This window comes from Nocardia xishanensis NBRC 101358, from assembly GCF_001613365.1.
Classification (GTDB): Bacteria; Actinomycetota; Actinomycetes; order Mycobacteriales; family Mycobacteriaceae; genus Nocardia; species Nocardia xishanensis.
This window is the reverse complement of sequence record NZ_BDCF01000073.1, coordinates 1-25622: the sequence shown is the minus strand read 5'-3', so window position 1 is coordinate 25622 and position 25622 is coordinate 1. Positions and strand designations below refer to the sequence as shown.

General features: G+C 70.5%; 24 protein-coding genes and 1 pseudogene. 13 read left to right on the top strand and 12 right to left on the bottom strand.

All coding sequences use genetic code 11. The features are described from left to right. The 3 genes from NX1_RS37105 to NX1_RS32860 all read left to right on the top strand — a co-directional run. Positions 1 to 834: tobH protein (locus tag NX1_RS37105; RefSeq protein WP_068068375.1), on the top strand; the 834-nt coding region annotated here is incomplete at its 5' end. Continuing rightward, complete coding sequence (gene manA / locus NX1_RS32865; RefSeq protein ID WP_068068372.1) at positions 834 to 2054, top strand: mannose-6-phosphate isomerase, class I; 1221 nt, start codon at positions 834 to 836, stop codon at positions 2052 to 2054. The genes NX1_RS37105 and manA, both read left to right, overlap by 1 nt. 83 nt (positions 2055 to 2137) lie before the next feature. After that, a complete protein-coding gene (locus tag NX1_RS32860) occupies positions 2138 to 3061 on the top strand; it encodes a cation diffusion facilitator family transporter (protein WP_068068369.1) in 924 nt (307 codons plus the stop codon). 44 nt (positions 3062 to 3105) lie between these two features. Here NX1_RS32860 and NX1_RS38270 read toward each other — a convergent pair whose 3' ends face one another. Next, positions 3106 to 3312, bottom strand: a complete 207-nt coding sequence (locus tag NX1_RS38270) for a hypothetical protein (RefSeq protein WP_068068366.1) — start codon at positions 3310 to 3312, stop codon at positions 3106 to 3108. On the opposite strand from NX1_RS38270, the pseudogene NX1_RS35795 reads away from it, so the two are divergent. Continuing rightward, positions 3257 to 3708, top strand: a pseudogene (locus NX1_RS35795) (cation diffusion facilitator family transporter); the annotation flags it as partial. The gene NX1_RS38270 and the pseudogene NX1_RS35795 overlap by 56 nt on opposite strands. Positions 3709 to 3797: 89 nt before the next feature. On the opposite strand, the gene NX1_RS32845 reads toward NX1_RS35795, so the two are convergent. Next, positions 3798 to 5267: a phytoene desaturase family protein gene (locus NX1_RS32845; protein ID WP_068068358.1), complete on the bottom strand. Its 1470-nt coding sequence runs from the start codon at positions 5265 to 5267 to the stop codon at positions 3798 to 3800. Positions 5268 to 5276: 9 nt separating this feature from the next. After that, positions 5277 to 5870 carry a TetR/AcrR family transcriptional regulator gene (locus NX1_RS32840; protein WP_068068352.1) on the bottom strand — a complete coding sequence of 198 codons (594 nt, stop codon included), beginning with the start codon at positions 5868 to 5870 and terminating at the stop codon, positions 5277 to 5279. Between the two features lie 99 nt (positions 5871 to 5969). Between NX1_RS32840 and NX1_RS32835 the strand changes: the two genes are divergently transcribed. Beyond that, positions 5970 to 6374, top strand: a complete 405-nt coding sequence (locus NX1_RS32835; RefSeq protein ID WP_068068349.1) for a DUF4267 domain-containing protein — start codon at positions 5970 to 5972, stop codon at positions 6372 to 6374. A gap of 90 nt (positions 6375 to 6464) precedes the next feature. Then, entirely contained in the window at positions 6465 to 6680 is a 216-nt protein-coding gene (locus NX1_RS32830) for a DUF4287 domain-containing protein (RefSeq protein ID WP_068068342.1), read from the top strand. 140 nt (positions 6681 to 6820) lie between these two features. Here NX1_RS32830 and NX1_RS32825 read toward each other — a convergent pair whose 3' ends face one another. After that, positions 6821 to 8176 carry a cation:dicarboxylate symporter family transporter gene (locus tag NX1_RS32825; RefSeq protein ID WP_068068339.1) on the bottom strand — a complete coding sequence of 452 codons (1356 nt, stop codon included), beginning with the start codon at positions 8174 to 8176 and terminating at the stop codon, positions 6821 to 6823. Between the two features lie 248 nt (positions 8177 to 8424). Between NX1_RS32825 and NX1_RS32820 the strand changes: the two genes are divergently transcribed. Together NX1_RS32820 and NX1_RS32815 are read left to right on the top strand one after the other, a co-directional pair. Next, positions 8425 to 9915, top strand: a complete 1491-nt coding sequence (locus NX1_RS32820) for a sensor histidine kinase (protein ID WP_245668849.1) — start codon at positions 8425 to 8427, stop codon at positions 9913 to 9915. After that, positions 9912 to 10610 (top strand): response regulator, encoded by a 699-nt coding sequence (locus NX1_RS32815; RefSeq protein WP_068068336.1) that lies wholly within the window; start codon positions 9912 to 9914, stop codon positions 10608 to 10610. The genes NX1_RS32820 and NX1_RS32815 overlap by 4 nt, the downstream gene beginning before the upstream one ends. Positions 10611 to 10747: 137 nt before the next feature. Here NX1_RS32815 and manB read toward each other — a convergent pair whose 3' ends face one another. The 3 genes from manB to rfbD form a co-directional block, all read right to left on the bottom strand. Next, positions 10748 to 11827 carry a mannose-1-phosphate guanylyltransferase gene (manB, locus tag NX1_RS32810; RefSeq protein ID WP_068068332.1) on the bottom strand — a complete coding sequence of 360 codons (1080 nt, stop codon included), beginning with the start codon at positions 11825 to 11827 and terminating at the stop codon, positions 10748 to 10750. A gap of 126 nt (positions 11828 to 11953) precedes the next feature. Beyond that, the gene (locus NX1_RS32805) at positions 11954 to 12859 is read right to left on the bottom strand and encodes a glycosyltransferase family 2 protein (RefSeq protein ID WP_068068329.1); all 906 of its coding nucleotides are present in this window, start codon (positions 12857 to 12859) and stop codon (positions 11954 to 11956) included. 221 nt (positions 12860 to 13080) lie between these two features. Further along, entirely contained in the window at positions 13081 to 13944 is an 864-nt protein-coding gene (gene rfbD / locus NX1_RS32800) for a dTDP-4-dehydrorhamnose reductase (RefSeq protein ID WP_068068327.1), read from the bottom strand. Between the two features lie 163 nt (positions 13945 to 14107). On the opposite strand from rfbD, the gene NX1_RS32795 reads away from it, so the two are divergent. The 3 genes from NX1_RS32795 to NX1_RS32785 all read left to right on the top strand — a co-directional run bounded on the left by NX1_RS32795 (position 14108) and on the right by NX1_RS32785 (position 17761). Next, positions 14108 to 15577 (top strand): LCP family protein, encoded by a 1470-nt coding sequence (locus tag NX1_RS32795; protein WP_373864939.1) that lies wholly within the window; start codon positions 14108 to 14110, stop codon positions 15575 to 15577. Positions 15578 to 15592: 15 nt separating this feature from the next. Then, positions 15593 to 16315, top strand: coding sequence for a TIGR03089 family protein (locus tag NX1_RS32790; protein WP_068068325.1), 723 nt, complete (start codon positions 15593 to 15595; stop codon positions 16313 to 16315). A gap of 132 nt (positions 16316 to 16447) precedes the next feature. Beyond that, positions 16448 to 17761: a cytochrome P450 gene (locus NX1_RS32785; RefSeq protein WP_068068323.1), complete on the top strand. Its 1314-nt coding sequence runs from the start codon at positions 16448 to 16450 to the stop codon at positions 17759 to 17761. A 7-nt stretch (positions 17762 to 17768) separates the two neighbouring features. Here NX1_RS32785 and NX1_RS32780 read toward each other — a convergent pair whose 3' ends face one another. Continuing rightward, the gene (locus tag NX1_RS32780; protein WP_068068320.1) at positions 17769 to 19340 is read right to left on the bottom strand and encodes a carboxylesterase/lipase family protein; all 1572 of its coding nucleotides are present in this window, start codon (positions 19338 to 19340) and stop codon (positions 17769 to 17771) included. Positions 19341 to 19493: 153 nt separating this feature from the next. Between NX1_RS32780 and NX1_RS35790 the strand changes: the two genes are divergently transcribed. Then, positions 19494 to 19715 carry an FmdB family zinc ribbon protein gene (locus NX1_RS35790; RefSeq protein ID WP_084501937.1) on the top strand — a complete coding sequence of 74 codons (222 nt, stop codon included), beginning with the start codon at positions 19494 to 19496 and terminating at the stop codon, positions 19713 to 19715. Positions 19716 to 19727: 12 nt separating this feature from the next. On the opposite strand, the gene NX1_RS32775 is transcribed toward NX1_RS35790, so the two are convergent. The 4 genes from NX1_RS32775 to NX1_RS32760 all read right to left on the bottom strand — a co-directional run bounded on the left by NX1_RS32775 (position 19728) and on the right by NX1_RS32760 (position 23393). Continuing rightward, entirely contained in the window at positions 19728 to 20018 is a 291-nt protein-coding gene (locus NX1_RS32775) for an Rdx family protein (RefSeq protein ID WP_068068317.1), read from the bottom strand. Positions 20019 to 20079: 61 nt separating this feature from the next. Continuing rightward, complete coding sequence (locus NX1_RS32770; protein WP_068068308.1) at positions 20080 to 20469, bottom strand: YchJ family protein; 390 nt, start codon at positions 20467 to 20469, stop codon at positions 20080 to 20082. Between the two features lie 21 nt (positions 20470 to 20490). Beyond that, the gene (locus NX1_RS32765) at positions 20491 to 20964 is read right to left on the bottom strand and encodes a hypothetical protein (RefSeq protein ID WP_245668844.1); all 474 of its coding nucleotides are present in this window, start codon (positions 20962 to 20964) and stop codon (positions 20491 to 20493) included. Beyond that, a complete protein-coding gene (locus NX1_RS32760) occupies positions 20961 to 23393 on the bottom strand; it encodes an AAA family ATPase (RefSeq protein WP_245668842.1) in 2433 nt (810 codons plus the stop codon). Before NX1_RS32760 ends, NX1_RS32765 begins: the two co-directional genes overlap by 4 nt. A 452-nt stretch (positions 23394 to 23845) precedes the next feature. On the opposite strand from NX1_RS32760, the gene NX1_RS38265 reads away from it, so the two are divergent. Further along, on the top strand, positions 23846 to 25622 hold a 1777-nt coding region (locus NX1_RS38265), incomplete at its 3' end, for an SWIM zinc finger family protein (protein ID WP_245668841.1).

The following is a 25622-nucleotide window of genomic DNA, read 5'->3' as shown; positions in this document are numbered from 1 at the left end:
GTCGTCGCCGCACCGCACGAAGGACCGCTGCGCGCCGCGGCCGCCGGCCGTGCCGCGCTGCTCGAGCCGCGGGTTCCCGTACTCGACCACAACCGCCTGCTGCGCTTCCTCGCGGCCGGAATCGCCGTGCTGCGCATCGTCGACCCCGCGCGCGCTGGCACGGCCGTGCCCGACCTGACCGAACTCGCCGACGTGCTCGACGCCGAGGCGCTGCGCGACGGGCCGCACAACGAAGTCTTCCACAACCCGGCCAAGACGCTGGCCGCGCGCATGCAGCAGCGCGGCATCGTGCTGGCCGGCGACTCCCCCGCCGCGGCGGAACTCGCCGAGCACGGCGCCGAGGTGCTGCTCCAAGCCGCGGGCCGGGTGGCCACCGCGGCCGATCTCGCCGAGGCGGTGGCCGCCAATCCGCGCATGGTCGAGGCGGCGGGCGAATCCGCGCCGGACTTCGATCCGCTGTTCCACGACGAGGAACTCGACGGGCCCGCGCCGGTGGAGCGGATCCGGGTGTTCGTGCTGAGCGCCGATCCCGATCAGGCCGCCGCGCGGCGCCGGGTCGCGGTGTTCGGCGGCGGCGGTTCCGGTCTCGTCGACGCGGACCTGGTGAACGCCGAGGTCGATCTGTTGCAGAACAGCCTGACCGATCCGGCCGCGCCGGCACGGAACGAGGCGTCCGGCGCGTCCGGGCGCGCTACCGAACTCGAACAGCTGGCGATCCTCGCGCTGCGCCTGGAGATGGCCGCGGCCTACCTGCGGCTGATCGGCTCGCGCGGCGCGGCCGCCGAGCCCTCCGGCGGCTTCGCGGGCCAACAGTACGACGGGGGACGCTACTAGTGCACGAACTCGTTGGTGCACTGCGTTCCTACGCATGGGGTTCGCGCACCGCGCTCGCTAGGCTGTGCGGCCGACCGGTCCCCTCGGCACACCCGGAGGCCGAACTCTGGTTCGGCGCGCATCCCGCCGATCCCGCGCACGTGAAGACGGCGATCGGCACCACGTCGCTGCTGGAGTTCGTCGCCGCCAACCCGCATCGCGAACTGGGCTCCGCCGCGCCCGAATTCGGCGGCAAGCTGCCGTTCCTGCTGAAGATCCTGGCGGCAGAGGAGCCGCTGTCGTTGCAGGCACACCCCTCGGCGACGCAGGCGCGCGCCGGGTTCGAGCGGGAGAACCGCGCGCGGGTGCCGCTGGATTCGCCGATGCGCAACTACCGCGACGAGAACCACAAGCCGGAACTGGTGGTCGCGCTGGATCGCTTCGAGGCGCTGGCCGGGTTCCGCGAGCCGCACCGCACCGTCGAGCTGTTCCGCGCGCTGGAGGTGCCCGAACTCGCGTCGTACACGGAGATGCTTGCCTCTCAACCGGATTCGGCGGGTCTGCGGACGCTGTTCACCACCTGGATCACGCTGCCCCAGCCGGTGCTCGCCACGCTGCTGCCCGCGGTGCTCGACGGCTGCGTGCGCTACCTGTCCGGAAAGGGCAAGCGCGCCTTCACCCTCGAGGCGCGCACGGCGCTCGAACTCGCGGAAGCCTATCCCGGCGACGCGGGTGTGCTCGCCGCGCTGCTGCTGAACCGGGTCACGCTGGAGCCGGGCCAGGGGCTGTTCCTCGACGCCGGGAACCTGCACGCCTACCTGCGCGGGCTCGGCGTGGAGATCATGGCCAACTCCGACAACGTGCTGCGTGGCGGACTCACCCCCAAGCACGTGGACGTGCCGGAATTGCTGCGTGTGCTGGATTTCGAGCCGATCGACCTGCCGATCGTGCTGCCGGAACCGGCCGGCGACGGCTCGGTCCGATACCGCACGCCCGCGCCGGAATTCGCGCTGCGCCGCTTCGATCTCATCGAAGGCTCGGGACAGGTGCCGCTCACGTCGGCGGGGCCCGGCATCGTACTGTGCACGGCCGGCACCGTGCGGCTGCTCCAGGACGGCACCGAACTGCTCGTCGGGCGCGGCGCCGCGGCCTGGATCTCCGCCGCCGACAGCGATATTCGCGCCCAAGCGGTGGACGGACCCGCCCAGGTCTTCTGCGCCTGCCTCGGCGCGGGCAACTGAGCGACGCGGCAGGCGCTCGGCCGACGATCGGCGAACACGATAAGTTAGCCGGGATCGGCGAAACGAGAGAGGACCTTCACGACATGTCTGCTGGCGGTGGCAAGAAGGCGATTCTGGCCGCGTTATCGGCGAACGCCGGTATCGCGGTGGCGAAGTTCGTCGGCGCGGCGATCACCGGCTCGGCCTCGATGCTGGCCGAGGCGGTGCACTCGGTGGCCGACACCTCCAACCAGGGCCTGCTGCTGTTCGGCCAGCGTCGCGCCGAGCAGGAAGCCGACGAACTGCATCCGTTCGGATACGGGCGCAACCGCTACTTCTACTCGTTCATCGTGGCGCTCGTGCTCTTCACGCTCGGCTCGGTCTACGCCATCTACGAGGGCATCCACAAGATCCAGCATCCCGAGGAACTCAGCTCGCCGCTCGTCGCGATCGTCATCCTGTTGATCGCCATCGGGCTGGAGACCTTCAGCTTCGTCACCGCCATGCGCGAATCGCGCCCGCTCAAGGGCGGCGCCAGCTGGTGGCGGTTCATCCGCAACTCACGCAGCCCCGAACTGCCCGTCGTGCTGCTGGAGGACACCGGCGCGCTGATCGGTCTGCTCCTCGCCTTCCTCGGCGTCGGCCTCACCATGCTCACCGGCAACGCGGTCTGGGACGGCATCGGCACCCTGTGCATCGGCGCGCTGCTCGGTGTCATCGCGATCATCCTGATCATCGAGATGCAGAGCCTGCTGATCGGTGAGGGCGCGACCCCTGAAGAGGACAGGGCGATCAGGGAGAGCCTGGTCGACGGCGAGCGCATCGACCGCGTCATCCACCTCAAGACCCAGTACCTCGGTCCGGAGGAGATTTTGGTGGCGGCCAAGGTGGCGATCACGCCGGGTCTGGACATCGCGACCATCGCCGCGGCCATCGACGCCGCCGAGGCGCGGGTGCGCCGGGCCGTGCCCGCCGCGCGCATCATCTACGTGGAGCCCGACCTGTATCGCACGCAACCCGTGTCGTAATCGTTCGTCCTTCGTGAGCACCGTTTGCCCCCAGGCGACGGTGCTCACGCATGTCCGGGCCGTGTGTCGGCGGCGGTTCGCCCGGTGAAATCCAGGTACGCAGGGCGTATGTCGGCCAGAGACGGCAGGGCAGCGATCTTCGCGGCGCTGGGCGCGTACGCCGGGATCGCCCTCGCCGAATTCATCGGGTAGGCGATCACGGGTTCCTCGTCGATGCTCGCCGAGGCGATCCACTCGATCGCCGACGCCACCAACCAATTCTTGCTGCTGATCGGTCAGCGCCGCGTGACGCAGCGCCCGGATAGGCTGCATCCCTTCGGGTACGGGCGAAACCGCTACTTCTACGCGTTCGTCGTCGCACTGGCGCTGTTCTCGCTCGGTTCGCTGGTGGCCTTCAGCTCGCCACCGCGCGGCGCGAATCACGCCCGCTCGAGGGCGAATCCAGCTGGTGGACGTTCATCCGCAACTCCCGCAATCCGGAGCTGCCGGTGGTGCTGCTCGAGGACAGCGGCGCGCTGATCGGCCTGCTGTTCGCCTTCGCGGGTGTCGGGCTGACGATGCTGACCGGCGACCCGATCTGGGACGGCGTCGGCACCGTGGCGATCGGCGGGCTGCTCGGCGCCATCGCGATCGTGCTGATCGTGGATCGTGGAGGCGAAAGGTCGCCTCGCCGAAGGGGGACTCGGTCTGATCGCAGCGGACGGCTCATTCCGTCGAGCGCGGCTTCGAGTCTGGGTCAGCGGTGCTGAGGCTGGCGGTTGTGTAGCAGGTCGAGGGGTTCGGTGCGGATGTCGAATTCGTCGCGCAGCACGTGGCGGGCGGCATGCATGCCGTTCATACCGTGCACGCCGGGGCCGGGCGGGGTGGCCGAGGAACAAAGGTAGACGCCGGGTAGCGGGGTGGCGTAGGGGTTCCAGCGCGGTGCGGGGCGAAACGCGGTCTGGCGCAAAGTCATCGCGCCCGCGGAGATGTCGCCGCCCACGTAGTTGGCGTTGTGCTTCGGCATTTCGGCGGCGGTGATCACGTTCTCGGCGAGGATCAGATCGCGGAAGCCGGGCGCGAAACGCTCCACCTGGGCGATGACCGCGTCGCTGATGTCGCGATCGGATCCGTTCGGCACGTGGGCGTAAGTGTAGAAGGTCTGCGAGTCACCGGGCGCGCGGCCGGGATCGACGACGCCGGGCTGGATGGCGAGCACATAGGGACGCTCGGCGTGGCGGCCCGCGGCGACCGCGCCCTCGGCGGCCATCGCCTCGGCCCGGCTGCCGACCAGATGCAGGGTGCCCGCGCGCTCGCACCCCTCGGCCCGCCACGGCACCGGACCGGAGAGCGCGAAATCGACCTTGCACGCCGCGCCGCCGTAGCGGAATCGAAGCAGCCTCTTGACATATCGCTTGGGCAGTCGACCGGCCGCGAGGCGGAGCAGGCCCTGGGGCGCGAGATCGAGCAGCACGGCGCGCGCACCGGCGAACTCGTCCAGCGATTCCACCCGGTGGCCGACGTGCAGCCGCCCGCCGAGTTCTTCGAGTTCGGCGATGAGCGCGTCGGGGATGGCCTGGCTACCGCCGCGCGGAATCACCCAGCCGCCCGCGTGGCCGAGCGTGGCCAGCAACAGGCCCGCGCCCGCAGCGGGCAGTGCGCGGGGAGAGGTGATCGCATGGGTCGCCACGCCGGTGAGCAGCGCGGGCGCGATGTCCTCGTGGAACCGCGCGTTCCACAGCGGCGACCCCTGTTCGGCGAGCCGCAGGCCGAAACGCACCGCGGTGGGCAGATCGTCCGGCAGGCGGCGCAAGTCGGCCATGGTCAGGTCGACCACGCCCTGCCAATTCCGCACCAGCGGTTCGAACAACCTGCGCCAGGCGGCACCGTCGCGGCCGAGGTCGGCAGCGGTGCGGTCGAGATCCAGCCAGGCCAGCCCGGCCCGGCCGCCGTCCAGCGGATGCGCGTAGGACACCTCGGGGACGAGCAGGTCGACCCCGCGCTCACTCAGATCGAAGGCGCGAAAGAAGGGCGACGCCAACGCCATCGGGTGCGCGCCGGAGCACACGTCGTGGTGGAATCCTGGCAACGTCAGCTCAGCGGTACGAGCGCCGCCGCCCGCGGTGGTCTCGGCCTCGTACACCTCGACGGACAGTCCCGCCGAGGCGAGGACGACCGCCGCGGCCAAGCCGTTGGGCCCCGAGCCGACAACCACGACATCAGCCATGGCCCCACGCTACCCGCGCTCTGCGGCCCCCACTCCGGCCAGCCATTCGTCGACCAAGATCCGCAGGCGCGCCTCCCGCAACTGCGGCATCAGCCTGCCGCCGCGCGCGAGAGTGGCCATGCCGTGGATCGAACTCCAGGCCACTTCGGTACGCGCGCCGAGATCGGGTTCGTCGACGAACGGGCGGAACAGGCGTTCCAGCTCGCCGAAACCGTCACGCAGCGCTTGCGGCGCCTCCGGCCCGAAGACCAGCTCGGTCTTCATCAGGAACATCGCGTCGTAGAGCGCGGGGTTGGCGTCCGCGAAGTCGAGATAGGCCCTGGCCACCGATTCCAGCGCACCGGCGGGGGTCTCCGCGCCGGCGTGCGCCGCGCGCAACGCGGCGGCGAGTTCGGCGAAGCCCTGTTCGGCGACCGCCGTGACGATGGCGGACTTGCCCGCGAAGTGGCTGTAGAGCACGGGCTGGCTGTATTCGATGCGGTCGGCGAGCTTGCGCACCGTCACCGCTTCCCAGCCTTGGGACTCGGCGAGCTCGCGGGCGGTGTCGATGATGCGCCGATGACGTTCGGCCCGTTCGCGTTCCTTACGAGTCTGGGTGCTCATGGGAAAATTCTAGCACCGCTAGACAATCTATCGAGGCTCGTTTATCGTTGCCTCAGATCTAGCGCCGCTAGAATTAGTAGCACAACCCAGGAGCAACCCGTGATCGTCTCCCGCATCGCCACCGTCCTGTCCCTGATCGGCGCGGCCTTCATCGTGTACGTCGGCCTCAACTACGTGATCGCCCCCGAATCCGTCGCTCCCGGCTTCGGCCTGCCCGCCTGGCCGGAAGGCGAGGCCGCCGCCTTCATGAACCTCAAGGGCGTCTGCGACATCGTGCTCGGGCTGGTCATCCTGGCCCTGCTCGCCGCGAAGCAGCGGTACGCGCTCGGCATCGCCACACTGGTGATCGCGTTGGTGCCGTTCGGCAACATGCTCACCGTCCTGCGCTGGGACGGTTCGGCGGGCGCGGCGTTCGGCATCCACGGACTCACCGCCGCGCTCGTCGCGCTCACCGGCGCGCTGCTGCTCCGGGAACGGTCGGTCGCGAAGGCCGCCGCGGTGTGATCCCCGACATACACCCGGTGCACGCGATGACTTCCGCGACCGAGCGCCGTCCTCTTCACTGAACACATCGTGAGCACAGGAGAACGAACCATGGCTACCAAGCCGCACGGCCCCGCGTCCTACTTCCCCACCATCGAGGCCAAGTACGGCCGCGCTGTCGACGAATGGTTCGCCCTGCTCCGCGACTGCGGCATCGAGGGGCACAAGCCGCAGGTCGAGTGGCTGAAGGCCGAGCACGGCATGGGCCACGGCCACGCCACCGCACTCGTCCAGTACCACCTCAACCCGGGCAAATGGGCGGTCTGAGCAACCACGGAGCAGCGACGAACGAAGGGCCCGCGGGATACGCGGGCCCTTCGTCGATCGCCAGGGCGGCACCGGCCTGCGGAGGCAGTGGGTGGTGCGATGCCGCCCGCGACCCCGGCGTTGACCGGGGACGTCGTGGGTCAGGCCGGGACCAGGCTCTTGTCGGCGGGTTCCACCGCCTCCGGCGCGGCGTGCTCGTCGATCATCGTGCGCTCGTCGAAGGGCAACTTGCGGTCGAGCACCAGCCGGACCTGGTCCACGTCGATGGTCTTGGTCCAGGTGCCGATCAGCACGGTCGCGACGGCGTTGCCGGAGAAGTTCGTCAGTGCGCGGGCCTCCGACATGAAGCGGTCGATGCCGACGATCAAGCCGACGCCGTCGAGCAGCTCCGGACGATGGCTCTGCAGACCGCCGGCGAGGGTCGCGAGACCAGCGCCGGTGACACCCGCCGCCCCCTTGGAGGCGACGATCATGAACAGCAGCAGGCCGAGCTGTTCGGGAAGGCTGAGCGGCTTGCCCATCGCGTCGGCGATGAAGATCGAGGCCATGGTCAGGTAGATGGCGGTGCCGTCCAAGTTGAACGAATATCCGGTCGGCACGACGACGCCTACCGTGGTCCGCTCGACGCCGAGGTGCTCCATCTTCGCGATCAACCGCGGCAGCGCGGATTCCGAGGACGAGGTGCCGACGATGAGCAGGTACTCCCGCGCCAGGTACCGGACCAGTTTCAGGATCGACACACCGGACACCACGCGCACCAGCACGCCGAGCACACCGAAGACGAACACCAGGCAGGTCAGGTAGAAGGCGATCATCAAGGTGGCGAGCTGGACCACCGCGTCGAGGCCGGTCTTGCCGACGACGTTCGCGATCGCGCCGAACGCGCCGATCGGGGCCAGCCACAGAATCATCGAGAGAACGCGGAAGACAAGCTTCTGCGCCAGCGTCACCGCGCGCAGAATCGGCTCGCCCACGCTGCCCATGGCCTGCACCGCGAAGCCGACCAGCAGCGCGACGAACAGGGCCTGCAGCACGCTGCCCTCGGTGAGCGAGGAAACCAACGTGGTCGGAATGATGCCGTTGATGAACTCCCAGGTGCCGCCCGCACTGTGCGCCTGGTCGGCGTACTTCGCGCCCGCGCCCGCGGTCTTGGCGATGTTCATTCCACTGCCCGGTTCCAGCAGGTTGCCGACCAGCAGGCCGATGCCGAGCGCGATGGTCGACATGACCAGGAAGTAGCCGAGCGCCAGCCCGCCGACCTTGCCGACGGTGGCCGCGGCGCGCACCGAACCGATACCGAGCACGATCGTGCAGAAGATGACCGGCGCGATCATCATCTTGATCAGGTCGACGAACATGGTGCCCAGCGGGGCCAGCGAGACGCCGACGCCGGGCGCGAGCCAGCCGACGAGAATGCCCGCGCCGACAGCGGCGATGACCGCCAGATACAGCCAGTGGGTGCGGTCGCGCCGTGACGCGCGAGGTGTGTCGCTCATGGCGAATCATGTCCTCCGAGTGGTACCGGAATGCGGGCCTTACCGACCGCGTGTGCAAAATAATGACGAGCCGCGTGACGCGGGTCACTGTTTGGTGCATAACGTTCAGTGGAGGTCAGCTCGTGCGACGTCGTCGCTTCACAGACGCCGCCGGGTCCAACCCGATCGGTCGCCGCGAGGGGCGGCCACACGGCCCGCGGCTCTCGCTCGCGGGCCAAGCCTTCGTCCTGCAACTCGTGGTGCTCGCGATGATGATCGCCATCGCGGCGGTGCTCGCGGTGATCGACGCGCGGTACACCAACGACGTGACCACCGAACACGAGGTCACCGACGTGGCGGTGAGCCTGGCGCAGGCCCCGTCCACCCGCGCGGCGGTGCTCTCCGACAACCCGACCGCGCAGCTGCAACCGGTGACCGAGCGAATCCGGGTGCAGACCGGCATGGACTTCATCGTGGTGATGGCGCCGGACCGGACGCGGTTCACCCACACCAATCCCGAACGCATCGGTCAGCCGTTCAGCGGAACCATCGACAGGGCGCTGGCCGGGGAGACGTTCACCGAGACGTTCACGGGCACGCTCGGCCCGTCCATTCGCGCCGTGACACCGGTGTACGACGGCGACCGGATCGTTGCGCTGGTGTCCGCGGGCGTCACGCGGGCGCGCATCGGCGATCAGGTCGCGACGCAGCTGCCGAAGATCATGGGCGTCGCCGCCGCGGGCCTGGTGGCCGCCGCGCTCGGTTCGTTCCTGCTGAGCCGCCGGCTGCGCCGCCAGACCCTCGGCCTCGCGCCCGACGAACTGCGCGTCATGTACGAACATCACGACGCGGTGCTGCACTCGATCCACGAGGGGCTGGTGGTCTTCGGTGCGGGCGAGGAGGCCGAGGTCGTCAACGACGAGGCGCGGCGACTGCTCGACCTGCCGGAGGGGGTCGTGCTGCGCGGCGATCTGCCGGTCTCGATGCGAAGGATGAGCTGGGGCGCGGTCCGCGACGAGATGCACGTGACCAACGACCGGATCCTGCTGGTCAACCAGGACGTCGTCGCCTCGCAGGGCCACGCGCTCGGCACCGTCATGACCATCCGCGATCACACCGAACTGCGCAGTGTGCTGGGCGAACTCGATTCGGTGCGCGGTTTCGCCGAATCACTGCGCGCCCAGGCGCACGAGTCGGCCAACCGATTGCATACGGTGATCACCATGGTGGAGCTCGGCCGGTATCGCGAGGCGGTCGAATTCGCGACCGCCGAACTTCGGCTCTCCCAGTCGCTCATCGACCGGATGATGGGCGCGGTCGGCGATCCGGCACTGGCCGCGCTGCTGCTCGGTAAAGTCGATCAGGCCGCCGAACGTAATGTGGAGCTGACGATCTCGGCGGAGCTCGACGCCACCGCGCCGCTCTCGGCACGCGAGGCGGTCACGCTGGTCGGCAACCTGATCGACAACGCCATCGACGCCGCCGCGGCCAGCGCGGGCGCGTGGGTGGAAGTCACTGTGCGCCAGGAAGATTCGGATCTCTTCTTGCGCATCGCCGACAGCGGGCCCGGCATGTCGGCGGAGGCGTTCGCCCGTGCGGCCGAGCGTGGGTACACCACCAAGGACGACCACCAAGGGCTCGGCCTCGCGCTGGTGCACCGGGTCGTCGCCAGGCACGGCGGGACGATCGACGCCCGCCGCGAGCCGGAAAGCGCGGTGACGGTGACCATTCCGCGCCGGTCGGGAAAGGACGCATCGTGATCCGAGTGTTGATCGTCGAGGACGAGCCGCTGATCGCCGAGGCCCATCGCGCCTACGTCGAACGCATCCCCGGCTTCACCCCGATCGGCATCGCGCACACCGGACGCGAGGCGATGCGGGCGACCGCGGCGGCCGCCGCCGAGGGCGCACCCGTCGACCTGGTGCTGATGGACATCGGCCTGCCCGACGCCAGCGGGCTCGACGTCGCCGCCGCGCTCAGCGGCCTCGCGCCGAGCCCGGACGTCATCGCCATCACCTCGGCCCGCGACCTGGCCATGGTGCGCACCGCCGTCGCCAGCGGCGTGGTCCTCTACCTGTTGAAGCCGTTCACCTTCGCCGCGTTCTCCGACAAATTGGAGCGCTACCGAGAATTCCGCACCGCGCTACCCGCGGGCGAGTCCGCGCTGACCCAGCTCGACATCGATCGCGCCCTGAGCGCCCTACGCACCCCTGACCAACGAGCCAACACCCCGAAAGGCGTTGCCCCGCAAACGCTCGAGGAGATCTCCCGGATCGTGCGCACCGCCGAGGACGGCATCACCGCCGCCGACACCGCGACCAGCATCGGCGTCTCTCGCATCACCGCATGGCGCTACCTGGAGAAGCTCGCCGACGACGGCCTCGTCGTCCGCCGCTCGGACTACGGCCGCGCCGGCCGCCCCAAAACCCGCTACGTCTGGAAACGCCCCGACTGACCGAGCCGACCGCAACCTCGCACCCGATGCACACGCCTCGCATGGGTGCTCTGCGCTGCGAGGCGTGTGGGCGATCTGCGCAGTGGGCCGTCGCACGCGGCGGGCACGCTTGCCGAGGGTGTGGGGATGGAGTTCTGTCAGACGTCGGTGGAGAAGCGGATGCCGCCGTCCGGGATCTCGACGCCGGGCCAGACGCGGGCGCCGCGTAGGAGTTCGCAGCGGGCGCCCACGTTCGCGCCGTCGCCGATGACGCCGTCGCGGACCAGGGCGCGGGGGCCGATGCGGGCGCCGAAGCCGATGATGGAGCGTTCGACGGTCGCGCCCGCTTCGATGATCGCGCCGTCGAAGATCACCGCGCCGTCGAGCCGGGCTCCCGCGCCGATCTCCGCGCCGCGGCCGACGACGGTGCCGCCGATAAGCAGCGCGCCGGGCGCGACGCCCGCGCCGGGGTGGACCAGGGATTCGCCGCGCTGGCCTGGCAGCGCCGGCGAGGGGGCGATACCGCGGACCAGGTCGGCCGAGCCGCGCACGAAGTCCTCCGGGGTGCCCATGTCACGCCAGTACGACGTGTCGACGTGGCCCTGCACCCGCGCGCCCTCGGCGAGCAGCGCGGGGAAGACCTCGCGTTCCACCGACACCGGACGCCCGGAGGGGATCTTCTCGATGTATTCGCGGCGGAAGACGTAACAGCCGGCGTTGATCTGATCGGTCGGCGGATCCTGGGTCTTCTCCAGGAACGCGGTGACCCGGCCGTTCTCGTCGGTGGGCACACAGCCGAACGCGCGCGGATCGGAGACGCGCACCAGATGCAGCGTCACGTCGGCGTTGGTCGACTCGTGGGTGTCCAGGATCGCGCCGAGATCGGTGCCGCCGAGCACGTCACCGTTGAAGACCATCACGTTGTCGGCGCGCAGCTTGGGCAGCACGTTGCGGATGCCGCCGCCGGTGCCGAGCGGTTCGGTCTCGGTGACGTACTCGAGCTCGAGGCCGAGCTCGGCGCCGTCGCCGAAGTGCTCCTCGAACACCTCCGCCTTGAACGAGGTGCCGAGCACGACGTGGGTGATCCCGGCCTCGGCGATGCGCGCGAGCAGGTGGGTGAGAAACGGCAGGCCCGCCGTCGGCAGCATCGGCTTGGGTGCCGAGAGGGTCAGCGGGCGCAACCGCGTGCCCTGGCCGCCGACCAGAATCACGGCGTCGGTGCCTGGATGTCCTGCCATCAAAGTTCCCCTGTTCACAGTGGATCGTTCCGAGCCGGGCACCGGCCCGAGGCGACCGCTTTCCCGCGGCCGTCACCGGGGCGCATTACGCCCGGTGGCCGCGGTCCGCGCTCGTCGGCCGTGCTCCTACGCCTGTTGGCCGCGCTCCCGGGCCAACTCACGCAGCGCAGATCGAACCGCAATCCGGGAGCGAATCGCAAGTCCGGCGCGCAACGCGAGCCGCAGCGGCGCCTGCCACCAGTGCGGATGCCGGTCGGCCTGGAAGCGGTACGCGCTGGCGTGATGCGCGGGCAGCATCACCTCGGGGTGGCGCCCAGCGGCGTGGCCCTTGGCGTGGGTGACCTCGGCTGTGGGCACGAACACATTGTGCCAGCCCGCCTTGCCCATGCGGTCGCCGAAGTCGACGTCCTCCATGTACATGAAGTAGCGGGAATCGAAGCCGTCGATCGAGTCGAAGGCGGCGCGGCGCACCAGCAAGCACGAGCCGGACAGCCAGCCGACGCTGCGCTCGGAGATCTCCTCGTTCTCCTGCCGGTAGCGGCGGGTCCACGGGTTGCCCGGCCATACGGTGCCGAGGATGGCGTGGCCCGCCCCGTCCAGCAGACCGGGCACCGAACGCGCCGACGGGTACACGCTGCCGTCCGGCTCGAGCACCATGGGCCCGAGCGCGCCCGCCCTCGGCCAGCGCTCGGCGGCCTCGAGCAGCTTGTCGATGGAGTCGGAGCCCCAGCGGACGTCGGGATTGGCGATGACGACGAATTCGATGCCAGGGTCGATCTCGGCCACGGCGCGGTTGATCGCGCCGCCGTATCCGATGTTGCCGCCGGTGCGCAGCAGCCGCACGTGCGAGTTGGCCTCGGCCACCAGCTCGGGCACGCCGTCGACCGACCCGTTGTCGGCCAGGATCACCTGCGGTTTCTCGGTGGTGGCGTGGGCGAGGGTTGTGATGAAGTGCTCGAGGTGCTCGCCCGGTGAATAAGTCACCGTGACGACGGTAAGGCGACCGGGGGCCGCGGAATCGGAAGCGCTCACGACTCCGCCTCGCTGACGCTCGGCTGCGTCGTGCGCGCAGGCGCGCTGTGTCGATGGTTCACTCGCTTACGCTCACTCACGAGCAGCCAGCCTAGTCGGAACCGCGTGACCGCGCGTCCTCCGGTGCGAACCCGCCGCCGGACCGATCGGTCTTCCGCCGTTCTCGCCGACTGCTTGCCGCGTCGATCGAAAAGGCCACGGGCCGACCGTTTCTCACGGATTCACCCTCGCGCGGCACGCAGCGCGTCGTGCAGCGCGCTGCGCCAGTCCCGCAGCGGCGCAAGGCCTGCCGTCACCCAGGACCGGTCGGACAGCACCGAATAGGCCGGGCGCCGAGCCGGTCTCGGGAACGCCGTGGAATCGCACGGCCGCACCCGCTCCGGATCGGCGCCGACCTCCTCGAACACCGCCCTCGCCAGATCGAACCAGCTCGCCACGCCCGAGTTGGTGGCGTGCAGCAGCCGCGGCGCTCCCGGCCGCGCGACGAGCTCGAGCAGGCCCGCGGCCAGATCGGCGGCGTAGGTCGGCGACCCGACCTGATCGTTCACCACGTCGACGGTTTCGCGCTCGCGTTCCAGGCGCAGCATCGTCGCCACGAAGTCGTTGTCGCGCCCCGTATACACCCAGGCCGTCCGCACCACGTGTGCGCGCGGAGCCGAATCCAGCACGGCCCGTTCGCCTGCCAGCTTGGATCGCCCGTACACGGTGGCAGGACCGGTCGAGTCGTCCGTGTCATACGGCGCGCTCTGGGTACCCGGGAACACATAGTCGGTGGAGAGATGGATGAGCCGGGCATCGGCGCGCGCGCAGGCGGCGGCGAGCACGGCCGGGCCGGTCTCGTTGCCCGCGAACGCGGCATCGGGGTCCGACTCGGCTTTGTCCACCGCGGTGTAGGCGGCGCAGTTGAGCACGACGTCACCAGGGGCGATCACGGCGCGCACCGCGTCGGCGTCGGTGATGTCGAGGTCGGCGCGACGGTAACCGCGGGCGTTCGGGGCCAGGCGCAACAGCTCCCTGCCGACTTGGCCCGCGGCCCCGATGACGACGAGACGTGCGGTGGCGGCGGGCGGTACGGCGGCGGTCACGGGCGCAAGTCTGGCACGCCGTGACACCTGCGGGTACGGCCGCGCGGGGTAACCGTTGGTTAGCCTTGAGCCACGTCTACCGGGGGCGGCGGACGTGGGGGCGGTCGGGGTGCATACAGGGGCTTGTCGAGAGGATGCGCAGTTGCAGCGGAGGAAGACACCGGTGCCGTCGCGACTCGCCGGCGCGGACACCGGCGCCGCGTGGGGCCCTGCGCATGCCTTCATCGCCGCCGCGGCGGCCGTGGTGCTGGTCGTCACCGGCTTCGCCTGGCACAGCGTCGATTCACTGATCGCCAACATCGAGCGCATCGGCGATCTCGGTCTCGGCGGCGGCCGCGACGGCGCGGTCGACATCCTGATGGTCGGGGTCGACAGCCGGACCGACGCGCACGGCAATCCGCTCACCACCGCCGAACGGGCCATGCTGCACGCGGGCGACGAGGTCGGCACCAACACCGACACCATCGTGCTGGTCCGGGTGCCCAATGACGGCCGGTCCGCGACCGCCATCTCGCTGCCCCGCGATTCCTACGTCGACATCCCCGGCATCGGCAGGGGCAAGATCAATTCGGCCTACGGCGCGACAAAGGAGACCGAGCGGGCGAAGCTGATCGGGCAGGGCGTCTCGGAGGCCGAGGCCGAGCGGCAGTCGACCAAGGCGGGGCGCCAGGCGCTGATCAAGACCGTCGCCAACCTCACTGGCATCACCGTCGACCACTACGCCGAGGTGAGCCTGCTCGGTTTCGTGCTGCTCACCGACGCGGTCGGCGGCGTCGAGGTGTGCCTGAACAACCCGGTCGACGAGTGGATGTCGGGCGCGGAATTCCCGGCGGGCCGGCAGCGGCTCGACGGGCCGCGGGCGCTGAGTTTCGTGCGCCAGCGCCACGACCTGCAACGCGGCGACCTGGATCGGATCGTGCGCCAGCAGGTGTTCATGGCCCAGCTGGTCGGTCAGGTGCTCAGCACGAAGACGCTCGCCAATCCGGCACGGCTGAGGCACCTCAGCGAGGCGGTCGGACGCACCGTGGTGCTCGACGAGGACTGGGACGTGGTGGCCTTCCTCCAGCAGCTCCAGGATCTTTCCGGCGGTCAGGTGCAGTTCGAGACCATCCCGGTGACCGATCTCAACGGCATGACCAGCGACGGCGAGTCGGTGGTTCGGGTGGATCCCAAGACGGTCAAGTCCTATGTGGCCGCGCTGGTCGGCGAGCAGGCCGAGGCGGTCTCGGCGCCCGCGGTGGACCCGGCGACGGTCACGGTGAACGTCCTCAACGCGGGCGGCGTCGCCGGGCTGGCGGGTCAGGTGTCGCAAGCCTTGACGGCCAAGGGTTTCCAGTCCGGCCGAGTGGGCAACTATTCCGGTGGAAGTGTCACCGGCAGCAGGGTGCTCGCGGCGGACAGCGCGGATCCGAAAGCCAAGGCGGTCGCCGAAGCCCTCGGCAAGCTCACGGTGGTCGTGGACCCGTCGGTGTCGCCGGACTCGGTGAGCGTCGTCCTGGCGAGCGACTATTCTGGGCCGGGCTCGGCCGCGAGCTCCATGTTCGACTTCTCCGGAACGTCGACGCCGGCGACGCCGGTTCCGCCCGCCCCACCGATCGACGCAGGCCAGAATGGACCGAAATGCGTGAACTGAATCGCGAAGCCACCGATGCGTGACAAGAACCAGGCACTGACCCTCACCGAGGCGGTGCTCGACCCGATCCTCGCCCGCGAACCCGCGGGCCCCCGCGTCACGTACTACGACGACGCCACCGGCGCCCGAATCGAGCTGTCCGGGCTGACGCTGGCGAACTGGGCCGCCAAGACGGCCAACCTGATCCGCGACGAATTCGGCCTGAGCCCGGGCGCGCGGGTCGCGGTGCTGCTACCCGCGCACTGGCAGACCGCCGCCGTGCTGCTCGGTTGCTGGTGGGCAGGCACCGAGGTGGTGCTGAATCCCGACCCCGACGCCGACCTGGCGCTGGTGACGGCCGACCGTATCGATGACGCCGACGGCGTGGCCGAGGTCGCCGCGCTGTCGCTCGATCCGCTCGGCGCTCCGATCAGGGACCTGCCGGTCGGCATCACCGATTTCGCCACCGCGGTGCGCGTGCACGGCGACCAGTTCTTCCCGCGCGGCGCGGGCGTCGCGCTGGACGGCATGCCGGTCGCCGAGGTGCTCGCCGTCGCGCGGAAATCGGCCATGCGCCAAGGTTTCTCGGAGGGCGACCGGGTGCTGTCGAGCGCGCCGTGGGACACCGCCGACGAACTGATCAACGGTTTCGTCGCCGTGCTCACCGCGGGCGCGTCCCTCGTCCAGGTCGTCAACCCCGACCCCGATCAGCGCCAGCGCCGCATCGATTCCGAACGCGTCACCGCCCACGTCGGCTGACGCCGCGAGGCGTCGTTCCGCCTCACGCGTCCTCCTACCCCGGTAGGAGAACGCGTCCGACCGGAGGACGTTCCAGAATTGCGCCCGGAGCCGTACGGTGGACGTATCGCACAACGATGGGGTTGGTGGGATATGAAGGCGCAGTATTGGGTTCGATGGTTGTCGCAGCAAGGCTTGCCGAGGCTGGTCTTGCGTACGCAGGCGCGCCGCGGTGAGCCGTTCGCGCGGCTGATGGGCGGGCCGGACGGTATCGCCGATCCGTATCCGCTGATCGAGGAGATGCGCGGGCGCGGAAGGATCATGCGCACGTCGCTGTCCTGGGCCTCCTTCGACCACGAGCTGTGCCGAAGCGTCCTGCGGGATACGCGCTTCGGTGTGCGCAACAACGAGAGCTTCGACATCCCCAAACCCTTGCAACTGCTCGCGGACCACTCGCCGATGCCGCCGAATCCGGTCGAGCCGCCCTCCATGCTGGTGATCGATCCGCCCGAGCACACGGCCATGCGCAAGCCGGTGGCTTCGGCGTTCACCCCGCGCGCCATCGCCAAGCTGCGCGAGCGGGTCGAGACGGTCACCGAGGAACTGCTGGACGCGCTGCCGTCCGGCGGGTCCGCCGACCTCATCGCCTCGTTCGCCTCCCAGGTGCCGATCGCGATCATCTCCGAAATGCTGGGCTTCCCCGATTCCGATCGCGCCCGCTTCCTCGCCTGGGGCGACCAGCTGACCCCGCTGCTCGATGTCGGCATCCCGTGGCACGCGCACCACCGCGCCATGAAGGCCATGGAGGTGATGAACGACTACTTCGACGGTCACATCGCCCGGCTGCGCCGCGAACCCGGCGACGACATCCTCAGCACCCTGGTCACCGCGGGCGACCTGGACGACTACGCGCTGAAGGCCACCGCGAGCCTGCTGATGGGCGCGGGTTTCGAGACGACGGTCAATCTCATCGGCAACGGCGTCGTGCAACTGCTCGCCCACCCCGACCAGCTGGACCGGCTGCGCGCCGAACCGGAGCTGTGGCCGAACGCGATCGAGGAAGTGCTTCGTTTCGACTCCCCGGTGCAGACCACCGCACGCACCGCGCTGACCGACGTGGAACTCGACGGGGCGCAGGTGCGCGAGGGCCACACCGTGGTGCTGTCGCTGGCCGGCGCCAACCGCGACCCGAAGATCTTCCCCGAACCGAACCGCTTCGATGTGGCCCGTCCGAACGCCAAGGATCACCTCTCCTTCAGCAACGGCATCCACGTGTGCCTCGGCGCGAGCCTGGCCCGCATGGAAGGCGTTCACGCGCTGCGCGCGCTGTTCGAGCGGTTCCCCGACCTGCGGCTCGACGGCCCTCCGCAGCGCAGGAAGCTGTTCACGCTGCACGGATACGAGCGGATGCCCGTGCGTCTCGGCCGCCGCGCGGAGGCCGAGACGCCCGAACCCAGCTCGGTCTGAATCCGGCTCAGCTGAAGCCGACGGCCTGATCGCCCCACGCGGTGTGCACGTCGTGGTCGGGGTTGTCGACGACGCGGTCGACCGTGTCCATGACCAAGGTGGTGCACTTGGACGGCCGATAGGGCGGCCAGTGTTTGGAACCGTCCAGCGCGGCGGGCACCCCGTGCGTCGCGAAGGCCAACCAGCGGCGCATCATCCGCCCCGACACCTCCGTCGCCTGTTTGCGACCGCCGAGCCAGAACGTGGGGTCGTGGTTCAGGGTGCCGAAATTGCCGAACGTATAAGGCAATTCGGTGGCGTGCCCGGCGCCGACGCGGGCCGCGCGCAGCATCGGGGTGGCGTGGTCGAAGCGGTAAGCCCAGGTCATCGAGTGGCTCGCGTGCGCGTCGGCCACCCAGTGCGCGGGCATCCGGAACGCCGCGTCGGTGGACATGGCCAGCGCGCCGCGGGCCTTGCCCAGATCGGGGTAGGCCGAGGTGATCTCGGCGATCCGCTCGGCGGACAGATCCGGATGATTGCCCGCGGCGTCGCGCAGCATGATGTTCACCGCGTCCGGCGTCACCGGCATGATCGGCGAACGGAACAGCCGAAACAGCGAGGCCTCGTCCTTGTTGGTGCCGATGATGAGCGGCACGCGATGCGAACGGCCCCGCTGGAACAGGTCGATCGGATAACCCGGTAGCAGGTCGCCGTCCACCACCGGCGCCGCGGCCAGGCGACCCGGCTCCTCGAGCGGAATCTCGTCGAAGAGCACCCCGGCCGCCCGCACCACCCGCTCGATGGGCAGGTCGATCAGGTCGAGGGCCTGCGTCGGGGACATGTCCAGCAGTTCCAGATAGCGCCGCGCCACGATCGCGGCGCGCTGCTGTCCGAAAACCGTTGTGGCGGGAGGGCTCTGGGCGATGGCTCGGTGGAAGAGGCCCGCCGCGCGTGGCGCGGTGAGCAGCGCCGTCACGCATCCGGCGCCGGAGGACTGGCCGAACAGCGTCACGTTGTCCGGGTCGCCGCCGAACCCGGCGATGTTGTCGCGCACCCATTCGAGCGCCGCGAGCTGATCGCGCAATCCGAGATTCGGCGTGAAACCGTGGAACAGCGAGGACAGGTCGAGAAAACCCAGCGCGCCGAGCCGGTAATTGACGCCGACCACGACGACGTCGCCGGTCTCGGCGAGCTTGCGGCCGTCGTAGATTGCCTGAGCCGCCGTGCCGAGGCAGTAAGCGCCGCCGTGCAACCAGACCATGACCGGCCGCGGCTCGTCCGAACTACCGCTGGGCGCCCACACGTTCAGCCAGAGACAGTCCTCCCCCATTCGCAGGTCCGAATCGACCGGCACCATGGCGCCCATGGTCTGCGGGGAGATGGCGCCGAACCTCAGGCAGTCCCGTACGCCGTCCCACGACTCCGGCGGTGTCGGCGGCCGGAACCGCCGCGTGCCCGTGACCGGCGCGCCGTACGGGATACCGCGCCAAGTGGCGATCGGTCCGTCCAGGAAACCGCGCACCCGGCCGGAGGTGGTCTGGACTATGGGCCCTGCGCCGTCCGCATCCCAGCCGCGTTCGATCTCGAACCGAGTGCTCATCGCCGCGCACCTCCTGCCAACGACCCGCCGGTGCGCTGAGGGTTTGCCACACCCCGGGTCTTCACCTCGGGACTCTCTTCGAGGGTACGTGCGATTTCGCGGGCGCCACCGCCGAGCACGCGTCGACCGCGATCAGAGCGCTACCCTTGGCCGGTGCCGAATTACAGCTTTCGCTGCCGCAGCTGCGGTGACACCTTCGAGGTGAATCGCCCCATGGCCCAGTCGTCGGACCCGGCCGCCTGCCCGCGGGGCCACGACGACACGGTGAAATTGCTGACCACGTTCGCCACCGTCGGACGGGATGGCGGCGGCGCACCGCAGGCTCCGACGCCCCCGCCGAGCGGCGGCTGCTGCGGCGGCGGTTGCTGCGGCTGACGCGGTCGCCGCTCAGTCGGTGGGCTCGGCCTCGCGCCGATCGGCGTGACCCAGATCACGGTCCGGCGCGACCCGGTCGCGCACGCGCTGCTTGAGTACGGCGATGTCGGGAAACCCGCCGTCGGCCTTGCGCTCCCACACTTGTTCGCCGTCGACGGTGATTCGGAACACCCCGCCCGTGCCCGGAATGAGCGCGACCTCACCCAGTTCGGTGGCGAAGGTGCTCAGCAGTTCCTGCGCCATCCAGCTCGCCCGCAACAACCAGCGGCATTGGGTGCAGTACTCGATCGCGACACGTGGCATACGACTGGACGCTACCGAAGCGCGGCCGGGGTCGCGCTGTGTGCTGGGTCGCGCTGTGTGCTCACGACTCCACGACACCGTCGAGGTAGACCCACCCGCCGTCCTCCCGCACGAATCGGCTGACCTCGTGCAACGAACCGCGGCCGCCCTCGGCGCGGTAGTGCGCGACGAACTCGACGGTCCCCGTGTCGTCGAACGGCCCGCCGCGCTCGGTGCGCACGATCTCCAGGAACAGCCACCGTTGATCCGGATCCAGCTCCAGCCGCCGCGGCCTGGTCCGCGAATGCCAGGACCGCCGCAGGTAATCGACGTCACCCACGGCGAACGCGGTGTAGCGCGAACGCATGAGCGCCTCCGCCGTCGCCGCGGGCCGCGCGCCCGACAGCGCCGGACCACAACACTCACCGAACGACTCCCCGCGACGGCACGGACACGGCTGCGACTCATCCATGCCCGGATTCTCCCCCGCCCGTCACTCCGGGACGATCTCGGTGCGCACCCAGGCCGAATTCCCGCGGCCGACCCTGTCCAGCAGGCCGGAGATGGCGGCGGTCTGCTCGCGCCAGCGCCGCAGCTCGGTGACACTCGGCGCGAGTTCGTAATCGTGATGGTGGGCCGCCCTGGACAGTGCCGCCCACACCGCGGCCACCTGCGCGCTCGTCTCCGGACCGGTGTACACGCGCAGCGCGAGCAGCTGGGCGCGCATCGGGCAGCGCGCCAGCTCCGGCGCGAGGCGCGCCCACAACTCGTCCACCGCCTGTTCGAGTGCCAGCCGCAGAATCCAGGCCGTCGCCCGCGACCACACACCGCCCGCCGCGGTCACCTGGCCGTCCAGCAGCCGGTCCACCGCGTCGAGGCGCTCGGCCACCGTAGGGCGCGGCGGCATCCGCTTGGCCCGGTTCGGCCTGCGGTGTGGACGACGCCGCGGTCCGCGCGACCCGGTCACCGGCCCATCCAGGCGATGAACCGCTCGGTGTTCGCGATCAGCTCCCGCATCGGGCGATCGATGGGCACATGCGCGCCCGCCGTCACGTCGCGCAACGCGCCGACCAGCCATTTGCCTTCTCGCGCAAGGTGTTTGTTGAGGTTGTCGACGTTGTACTGCACGCCCATCACGGCCAGCGCCACCATGGCCCTTGTGGTCTGCGCGCCCTCGATGTGCTGCTCCACCTCGCGGTGGTTCATGCCGCGCGCCAGCAGCTCGCGCCGCGCCCTTGCCAAGCTGGCCGCCTCCACCGCGGATCGGCAGCAGGTCGCGACGAGCTCGTCGGCGATCGCCTCCGGCAGCTGCGGGGTGCGCACCAGCGACCGCGCGTCGTCCAGGTAGCGCCGCACCGGATCGCTCGACGTGCGCACCTCGATGACGGACCGTTCGCGCCGCTGCACTTCCAGCACGCAGGCGTCCAGCTGCATCCGGCGCACCGCCTCGGCCAACCGCTCGTCGTGGGTGAACACCACGACCTGCCGCGTCCACGCGACGAACGCGAGCACCCTGGCCAGCCCATCCACCTTCGCCGGGTCCATGGCTTGCACCGGGTCGTCGATCATCACGAAGCGAAACGGGCTCTCCTCCACGGTCGCCCGCGGCAGGAACAGCGAGAGGCCGAGCGCGTGCAGCTCGCCCTGGCTCATCACGCCGAGCGCCGCGCCGTCCACCTCGTCGACGGTGACGTCGAGCAGCACCCGGCGCGCGGTGCCCGCGTTGCCCTGCAAGCGAATCCCACCGAGTTCCACATTGCTCTGCTGGCGCAGGGTGCGCCAGATCCAGCGCGCGGTGGTCTCCAGCGGGGCCATGCGCTCGTCGCGCAGACCCGCAGTCGCCGATTTCAGCCAGTCCTCGGCCCGTTTCAGCGTGCGCAATTCGCCCGCACGCATGGCCACTTCGCGCGCACCGTCCAACCAGGCGGCGATCCGCGGCACCAGCGGCGCCCACACCTCGTCCAGCCGGTCGAGTTCCTTGCGGGTACCCTGCTGAACCAGCTCGAGCTCGTCGACGAGCCGGGTGTGCGCCAAGCGCAACCGATCCGGCAGGTCCGCCGAGTACTCCGCGCGGCTCAACGCGGCCCACTCCATCCAGGCCGCGCGCACCGCCGTGGTGTCGACGGTCGGCGGATTGCGCGGATCGAAGTCCAGTTCGGGCGGTACGTGGTCGGGCAGCGCCCGCGCGGCGCGCACCGCGGTGCGCAGCTCGTCGCGGGCGGTGGTGAGCGCGTCGACTCGCGCGCTGAGCCGCGCGATCGAGACGTCCGCGCCGCGCGACCACTCCGCGTCCAGCCTGCCCTGTCCGCAGACCGGGCAGGCGCAATCTCCGCTCGCCGCAGCGTGTTCCCTTGCGCGACGCAGCAGTTCGAGCACCCGCAGATCGGCTTCGGCGTCGGCGGTGGAATCCCGCGCCAGCGCGGCCGCGCAGGTCTCCAGCCGGGTGGCGACCGCGTCCACTTCGGCCTCGGTGGGCAGCGCGAGCCGGACGATGGCGCGCAGCCCGGCCGGGCCGTCGCCGCCCGCGACGCCACCGAGCATGTCGCGGCCGACCGCGGTGAGATCGGGTTGCGCCGGGCGCAGCAGCGTGGCCATGCGCACCGCGCGATCGTCGGCCACCGTCTCCACGGCCGCGAGCAGGTCGATCCGCTCCTGCCGGGAATCCCGTGCGGCACGCTCCCATTCGAGCCTGCGCGCGCGAATCCGCTCCTGTGCCAAGGTGAGTTCGTCGAGACCGAGCAGCTGGTGCAGCGCGTCGAACAGGTCGCTCGGCTTGCCGTCGACGAGGGCGCCGAGCTCGCTGTAGGACAGGAAAGGGCGGTACAGCTCGAGCACCGACGCCCACCGTGCCGCGTCGAAATCCGCAGGTGCGCCGCCCTTGCGCCGCTCGGTCCAGCGCGCGTCGGTGAGTTCGTCCTTCGGCGACCACTCTTTGGCGATGGTCAGCTCCGGATCGGCTCCTCCGGTGAGCAATTCCAGTTCGATGCGGGCGACGTCGCCGTCGTGCAGATTGCGCCAGCCCTCCCGCCACGCGGCCGAGCGGCCCTCCCAGCGGCGGTTGCCTCCGGTCAGCGCGAGTTCGGCGGCCTCGGCGAAGCTCGACTTGCCGCTGCCGTTGCGACCGACCACCAGGGTCAGGCCGGGGCCCGGCGGCACGCGCAGCGTCGCCTCGGCGCCGATGCCGCGGAAGCCGCGTACCCGGATCGCGCGCAGAAAGATGCCGGAGTCGTCGAATTCGGTTGCCCGAAGGCGGGAATCGACGGCATCCAGCGCACGCAGCACGGCATGCGCCACGTCGGGAGTGACCGCGGGGTCCTCGTTCAACCGTCGCGCGACCACGTCGGTCAGGCGCGGTACGGTCTCAGCCGTCGTGTCGACCGCGGGCTCCGGGCACACGTTGAAACCCCCTACACACCGCACCGCGGCGCGCCCCTCCCGCATTCGCGCGCGGTGTCACCGTCGAAAGCTGAGCGAAACGCTACCCGATCGAGCCGCATCCGCCCACCGGCGGTGGACGAGAGGAAGGAGATGCGAACCTGCCCGCGGGGATGGATATGGCCATCGAGCCGGCTGGGCCGCGACTCGATGTCCACCCCTCGGCCCAACCCCGGCGGGCAGCTCGATGGTGTGTCACCCGGTGTGGGTGGCCCGGTCGGAGCCGAACAGAACAGGATGCCAGACAACGGAATTCGGCGCAAGGCAAAGCGCCGAGTGAATCCGTCGCCCGCGCAGCGTCTTCCGGGCGAAAGCCGTGGGTACCTGCGGAGCTGTCGGTGGACTGGAGTAGAAATCCGAACAAGAGGAAATGGGGAGACGAGGATGACGCACGGACGTTCGGACGCCGCCCGATGAACGCACCGTGGCCCGAGGAACGGGTCGGCGAGCTCGCGCCGGACGGGAGCTCGCTAGCGGCGGCGCGCGGCCTCGCGGACCGCTGGCGCGACACCGGGTGCCGCGACGACGCCGTGTGGGGCCGGTGCCGGGGCAGCGGTCCTGAGCCGTACGCGACCATCATCGACCTCTCCGGCCCCGCGTACGCGTGCAGCTGCCCGAGCCGCAAGTCACCGTGCAAACACGCGCTCTCGCTGCTGCTGGTCTGGTCGCGGGGCGCGGTCGCGCCGTCTCCCGAGGTCGCCGAATTCGCGGCGGAATGGCTGGCCGCCCGCGCTGCCCGCTCCGCGACGCCCGCGACGGCGCGCACCGTCAACCCGGCCACCGCGGAACAGCGGCGGGTGCGCGTCACGGCCGGACTGGAGGAACTCGACATCTGGCTCGGCGACCAGGTGCGCACCGGCCTCGCCCAGGCCGATCGTTCCTACAGCGCGTTCGAGTCGATCGCCGCGCGCATGGTTGACGCGCAGGCTCCCGGCGTCGCCGGCGCGCTGCGCAGGCTGCCGCTGATCATGGCGACCCGCGCCGACTGGCCCGAACCGGTGCTGCGCGAATACGCCAGGCTGCACCTGTTGGTCGTGGCGCACCGGCGCCTGGAGGATTTGCCGCCCGCGCTGCGCGCCAGCGTCCGCACCCACATCGGCTATCCCAACCCGGCCGAGTCGGTGCGCGCGGAACCGGTCGTCCGCGATCAGTGGATGACGCTCGGCGTGCGCAGCACCGAGGACGACCGGCTCTACACCCGCCGCACCTGGCTCTACGGTCGGCGGACGCACCGCTGGGCGCTGCTCGTCGACCACGCCTTCGGCGCGCCCGCCTTTCCGGCGACCGCGCCCGTCCTCGGGAGCATGACCGAAGCGGACCTGCACTACTACCCGGGCGCGGCTCCCCTGCGCGCGCTCTGGGGCGGGCGCCACGGTATCGACGAACCCTTCACCACGCTGCCCGCGGCTCCCACTTCCCCCGCTCCCCCGGCGAAAGAGACGGCCATATCCCTTACTCCGAGCACCGTGGCTCCCCCAGTGAAAGAGACGGCCGCATCCTCGACCCCGACTGCCGCGGCTCCCGCAGCGGAAGAGACGGCCGCATCCCCGAGCAGTGCGGCTCCCGCGGCGAAAGAGACCACCGCATCCCCGAGCAGTGCGGCTCCCGCGGCGAAAGAGACCACCGCCTCCCTCGCCGCCGCTCGCATCGGCGAACCAGACTTCCCCGCGCATGCCGCAGCGATCGGGAAGAAGGGCGGCGAAACGATGCCCGGCCATCCCGGAGCGACGAGCGGGGCCGTCCGCGAGGCACTCGACGCGCATGCGGCGGCGCTCGGCGCCGACCCGTGGGTGCGGTCATGGCCGGTGCTGCTGCGCGATGTGGTTCCGCTGGTCGCGGAGGCGGGCTGGCAGGTGGTCGACGCGCAGGGCGCGGCACTGCCGCTCGCCCCGGCGGAACAACCGTGGACGCTGCTCGCGATTTCCGGCGGGCATCCCGTCACCGTACTCGGCGAGTGGACGGCGGACGGACTCGTCCCGATCTCGGCGTTCGCGGTGGGCGAGATGATCGACGTCGAGAGCGAGCCCGCGCCGTACCAAGAAGCCCCCGCGCCGAGCGGCGAGACCGACGACCTGATCTCGACCGCGCTGCTCGGCACCGCACGCCGAGCCTTCGATCCCGCCCTGCTGCCCGCGCCCGCCGCGGCCGCGGCCGCTCGGCTGCGCACCGACCCGGCCTTCCTGCTCCTCG